This is a genomic window from Halorubrum trueperi (genome assembly GCF_042662525.1).
GTDB classification, from domain to species: Archaea; Halobacteriota; Halobacteria; order Halobacteriales; family Haloferacaceae; genus Halorubrum; species Halorubrum trueperi.
The window spans coordinates 1-5,889 of record NZ_JBHSXI010000022.1 but is presented as its reverse complement, the minus strand read 5'-3'; the positions used below and the strand labels follow the sequence as shown (position 1 = coordinate 5,889).

Sequence of the window (5,889 nt, the reverse complement as noted above, 5' to 3'; positions counted from 1 at the left end):
TACGCGGCGTCGGCCGGGAAAGCGATCCTCGCCGAACTACCGGAAGAAGAGTTGTCCCGCATGTTCGAACAGATGTCGTTCGACCCGGTAACGAAGCACACGATCACGGATCCGGATGAACTTCGGACTGAGATCGAAGCAGGTCGCGAGCGGGGGTACAGTTTCAACAGAGAGGAATCGCTTCTAGGGACGCACGCCGCGGGCGTCGCTATCTGCGGACCGAACGGAGACGTGATCGGCGGCCTCAGCGTCACTGGGCCGTCTCATCGTCTGAACGGGGAGCGGCTCGAATCCGAACTCCCGAACTTGTTGTTAGGTGCGGCGAACGAACTCGAACTCAACATCGCGCACTCGTAGCGACTCCGGAGCGGCGCGCCGTCGAATCCCCTTGGCACGTATGAGCTGACGGACCGTGACTGACGGGGCGATGTCGACTTCGGATAGGGCGTGAAACCGATCCCAAGCGGTAGAAAGTATTCGATGCCTTCGAACAGTATTTTGTTCCGAATGAGATATTGTTGGATCAGAGCTTGTAACTAGAGGAATATAACAAAAGTACTTCTGTTATTTTGTTTCGACATCGATTTTCGATACGTGTCTTTTCGGGAACTGCCCGGGTGGTCTCTCGAATTTATAACCGGTGTCGAATCGAGCGGTCGGACGTCGGTGATCGACGGCGGAGAGCTGGTTGTTGACAGTCGGAACCTCGCTTCGGTCGAAACGTTGCTTCGGTCGAAACGTGGCGTCGAACAACTGACGCCAACTCAATCTTTATTACACTCACAGGCATCCCGTCTGCTAATGGCAGTGACCACGGACGACGAGTCTTCGACAGAGGACGTACAGACGGATCCCGGAGCGATGCGAGTCGCCATCGGGACGTACAAGCCCGCGACGGACGACTTCCTCCGATTTGCGGCGCAGCTCGGCGTCGACGACGTGCTGTTGACCCCGCACCGCCACGACGGGTTCGACTCCGCGCTTCCGCTCGGGGAGGCGTGGTCAGAGGAACGGCTGGTCGAACTGCGATCGCGAGCGAACGACGCCGGGATTCGGCTGTACGGAGTGGAGAAAATGCCGATCCCGCTCTACGAGATCCTCTTGAACGACGGGGATCGGCAGGCTCAGATCGACGTCATCGCGGAGACGATCCGAAACATGGGGGCGGCCGGCGTCCACGTGCTCGGATACAGCGGCCATCCCCCCGACGGAGCGGTTCGAACCACCCGCGAGCATCCGATTCGCGGTGGAGCGAAGGCGTCGGCGTTCGACATCGACGACATCGAGACCGTGTCTCGTAGCGAACCGCAACGCGACATCACGGAAGCGGAGATGTGGGAACGGTACGAGGAGTTCCTTCACGAGGTCGTCCCGGTCGCGGAGGAGGCCGGTGTGACACTCGGCGTTCATCCCAGCGACCCGCCCGTCGAAGAGCTGTTCGGGATTCCGCTCCTCTTCCGGAACTTCGAGAACTTCCAGCGCGCGCTCGACATCCACCCCAGCGATAATCACAGCCTGAAGCTCGGCATAGGCTGCTGGTCGGAGATGGGCGAGGATCTCCCAGAGGTGATTCGCCACTTCGGCGCGACGAACGACATCGTCTACGCACACTTTCGCGACGTCGTCGGTACCGTCCCGCGGTTCCACGAGACGTTCGTCGACGACGAAGCCGGGAACTTCGACGAGTACGAGGTGCTGTGCGCGCTCGACGAAGTCGGCTTCACCGGTGTGATGACACCCGATCACGTTCCGCTGATGGAAGGAGAGACCGACTGGGAGTTCGGGAGCACGCTCGGTCGCTCGTACACCGTCGGCTATCTCAAGGGGATGTTGAAGTCGCTGTAGGAGCCTCGATCAGTACCAGATGACGAAGTAGAATATAACAAACTTGATTGGAATATAGTTATACCAGAAATGGTATATATTGTTGCCGCCGAGATGCCGACCGTACAGCTCAGACAGAGAGACGTCTGTAGTTGTATCTCGATGACGATTGTGAAATGGCACGGGTCGGCGTGGATCATTTTGTGATTGAGTACGGGAGCGGGTATTGCAGACCGCCGCCGGCGACATGGTAGTTAAAAGCGATGAGCGTGGCAGCGGCGGCTGCTTATAAATGAATAATGCGGTGCTGCGGCGCGCCTCCGAGTGGCCGGTAGGCCGCGAGGAGCCCGCGAGGTTGCCGGCGGCTCTGCCGCCGGCTGCCAGAGAATCTGCGATTCTCGCTGGACGCGGCGAACAGAGTGAGCCGCAGCGAGGCGCGAAGCGCCTCTGGCAGCCGGACGTAGTCCGGCGACGAGGCTGGGGAGGTGTGAGGTGCGGTACGGTTGTGGTGGGGAGGACTCAAAGGGGCTTTGGAGGCGTTCGCCGCGTCAACAATCACGTATACGCAATCAACGCCAGAAACACAGCAGTTCACCGCGCCAGCAACGATATATAAATATCCGCCATCAATACCACTCGCACACTTATAAATGACCACATCAACCGCGTGCAATACCCACTCCCGCAACCGCTCGTCCCCGTTGTATACTGACCGCAGGCGCGGCTGGAACAGCCCCTTCCTGGAGATCGTAATTCGGCCAAAATATGGATTAGAATCAAACGTTGACATCAGAAAAAAGAAGTGGGCTCCCTTGGAAAGAGTGTATCTAAGTTAACATATCTGATTAGAAAATATAATCATTATCAATGTTGTCAATCATCAATGTTGTCGCCCGATCGATTCGCTCGATCTCCCGATCACCATCCCCTTGCACAATCTCAGAGTCCTCGATCGTAGTGTCGAGTGTGTTGAGTAACTGGACACACACACACCACCCTGCAAGTGTTCTTGGCGTAGAGAGGTGGGGTGGGGGGTGGAGGGATGAAGATGAACTATGGCGTCAGTAGTTGAGCAAAGCGGAGGTATCGATACTGGGACCAACACACGTGCTGCACAACGTACCGATGAAATAGCACGTTGATGAAATAGCGTGCGTGATCACGGCGTGGCCGTCGTCTCCTCGCCGTCCGGTTTTACCAGGGTAGCTTACTCGCAATTACACTCACTTTGCTCCTATAATAATATTATATACTTTACTGTTGTTGTTGTTGTTGCCGGTTATTGAGAGAAGAGGAACGCTGCAGTAATGCGATTTCTTTGAGGATACTTTCCCACTCGCAATATTTTATATACTGTATTCCTGCACTTCCCCGCCCCGACAAATCTCCACCCACCCATTTCTTCTCCCCTAAGAACACTTGCAGGGTGGTGTGTGTGTGTCCGATGCGGTGTGTCCGATACGCGTTCACCGTCTGTGCTCAGCTCACCGTGAGTATCCGATCTCCGTCCTCGATAGTGTGCAGCGCCGCACTGCTGATGAAATAACACTTGAAACACTTGCAGGGTGGTGAGGTGATTTTATATGGGATGGTGATGAACGAGCAGGTAAGATGGTGCAGACGGACGAGAATCCGTTCGACGGAACGGACGAGATTTTCGAGGCCAAGCAACCGCTGAAGAAGGACAGCTTCGATCCCGAGACGATCTTCCATCGAGACGAGGAGATCAGCCTCTACGTGAACGCGCTCCAAGACGTCGTCGTCGGTCACGATCCGAACAATGTGTTCGTCTACGGTCCGACGGGCGTCGGCAAGACCGCGGCGACGAAGTGGGTTCGGGACAAACTCCTCGAGAAGGCCGAGGAACAGAAGGTCGACCTCAAGATCCTCGGGCCGGTGAACTGTCGGAACTACAAGTCCTCGTATCGGCTTGTGAGCCGGCTGGTCAACGAGTTCCGCGATCCCGACGACGAACTGCCCAAGAGCGGATACAGCACGGACACCGTTTTCGAGTTCCTCTACGAGGAAATCGAGGGCGCGGGGGGGAACGTTCTCATCATCCTCGACGAGATCGACAATATCCCGCCGGACGCCCGCAACGACTTCCTGTACGATCTCCCGCGGGCGGAGGCGTCCGAAAATGCGGCGATCGACGAGGCGTGTATCGGGCTGATCGGTATCTCGAACGATCTGAAATTCGTCGATTCCCTGGAGCCGAAAGTCAAGAGCACGCTCGGCGAGCGCGAGATCAAGTTCGGACCGTACGACGCGAACGAACTTCGCGACATTCTCGGATACTACGCCGACATCTCGTTCCACGGCGGCGTGTTGACCGACGACGTGATCCCGCTGGCGGCAGCGTTCACCGCGCAGGAGCGCGGCGACGTGCGTCAGGGGCTGAAAATTCTCGAAAAGGCCGGCGAGTACGCTCGAATGGACGGGTCTTCGACGGTCACGGAAGAGCACACGCGCCGGGCGACCGAAACGATCGAGACCGACGAGATCCTCGACTCGTTCGACAACGACCTCACCCGACAGCAGGCGTTGACCTACATCGCGACGACGCTCGCGATCATCGAACCGGAACACGACGCGCGGACGAAGCGGATCTACACCCTCTACTCGTCGATTGCGGACGCCATCGACAGCGATCCCCGCTCCGAGCGCAAACTCTACGAGTACCTCGATCAACTTTCGATGCAGGGCTTCGTCCGGTCGGAGGACCACAACCAAGGTCGACGTGGGGGCCGACGATTCGTCTATCAGGTGACCGACGATCCGGCTGACATCGTCAACGCCGTCGTCAAATCCGACTACCAAGAGGCCCTCCCGAACAACGTGTGGACAATCCTCGAACACTACAAACAAGACGAGGCGACGTCCTTCGAGGCCCCAAACCCCGATGACGAAGCGCAACAACAAATCTGGAAATTCACCTGATACTCGCCCCCACGATGGATTTCGTCCTTGCGTTACATTCCATCCCACGTTGACATCCTCCCCGCGCTGAAGCGCGAGGATTCCCACGTTGGGATAGTAATCCCCTCGGATTTCCCGCAATTCTCTCAACGTGTGACGGCCGTCAATTTCGAATCCAGCGACACCCACAACACTTGCAGGGTGGTGTGTGGTGAAAAAACACTTGCAGGGTGGTGTTCTCCCACGATACTCGGGTATTTCCGAACACTTGCAGGGTGGTGTGCGTCTGTGTTCCTACTGGGTGCCTCGGTCACGTATAAAACACTTGCACGGTGGTGTGTCCGTTGGCATCTCTCATCACGTATAGAACACTTGCACGGTGGTGTGCGTCTCCCTACTGGTTGTCTCAGTCACGTATAAAACACTTGCACGGTGGTGTGTAAGTGCTGCAAAAAACACTTGCAGGGTGGTGTCCCCCCGAAACGGACGGTGTTCGGTGCTCTGAAGAACACTTGCATAGTGGTGTGTCTGTGTGCGTCCGATGATGTGTTTATGCTCTTAACGGTGTTTCTATGCTCTCAGAGCTGTGTTTATGCTCCCAGTAGCGGGTTTCTGTGATCTCATCGAAAAGCCCGAAACACTTGCAGGGTGGTGTGTCTGTGTGGTGTGTCGTAATTGACCGAAATGTGGTGTATACTCACTACCCAGAACACTTGCAGGGTGGTGTCACAGCCGAATCGGTTTCGAATTGACCAACAAGACCATAATCGGCACTCCGGTAGTAGAGTGCATGAGTACGAATCTCGGAACCGACGACCGCGGTTCGCTCCTCCCGGATTCGAAGACGATTCGGGTTCTCCACGTCGAAGACGATCGGGATTTCGCCAATCTCGTCGCTGCGTTTCTCACAAGCGATCGTGACCGCTTCTGCGTTGATACCGAAACGGATCCGAAACAAGCCCTCAGCGCGCTTCAAGACGCCGACCACGAATTCGACTGCGTCGTCAGCGACTACGACATGCCGGGGCTCAACGGATTGGACGTTCTCCAACGGATTCGCGATGAGTACCCGAATCTTCCGTTCATTCTCTTCACCGGAAAAGGCTCGGAGGAGATAGCCAGCGAGGCTATCACGGCCGGAGTGAC

General features: G+C 56.6%; 4 protein-coding genes. All 4 read left to right on the top strand.

Going from position 1 to position 5,889, the window contains the following annotated elements; genetic code table 11:
- A partial coding sequence (locus ACFQEY_RS15155; RefSeq protein WP_379770147.1) for an IclR family transcriptional regulator occupies positions 1-357 on the top strand: 357 nt, incomplete at its 5' end.
- A gap of 444 nt (positions 358-801) precedes the next feature.
- Complete coding sequence (locus ACFQEY_RS15150) at positions 802-1,845, top strand: mannonate dehydratase (protein ID WP_379770145.1); 1,044 nt, start codon at positions 802-804, stop codon at positions 1,843-1,845.
- Between the two features lie 1,590 nt (positions 1,846-3,435).
- Positions 3,436-4,764, top strand: coding sequence for a Cdc6/Cdc18 family protein (locus ACFQEY_RS15145; RefSeq protein WP_379770143.1), 1,329 nt, complete (start codon positions 3,436-3,438; stop codon positions 4,762-4,764).
- A gap of 727 nt (positions 4,765-5,491) precedes the next feature.
- Positions 5,492-5,889 (top strand): response regulator (locus tag ACFQEY_RS15140; RefSeq protein ID WP_379770140.1); only part of this gene is annotated, 398 nt, incomplete at its 3' end.

Coding starts and splice junctions, on each gene's coding strand:
- ACFQEY_RS15150 (WP_379770145.1), top strand. CDS start 802: ATGGCAGTGACCACGGACGACGAGTCTTCGACAGAGGACGTACAGACG.
- ACFQEY_RS15145 (WP_379770143.1), top strand. CDS start 3,436: ATGGTGCAGACGGACGAGAATCCGTTCGACGGAACGGACGAGATTTTC.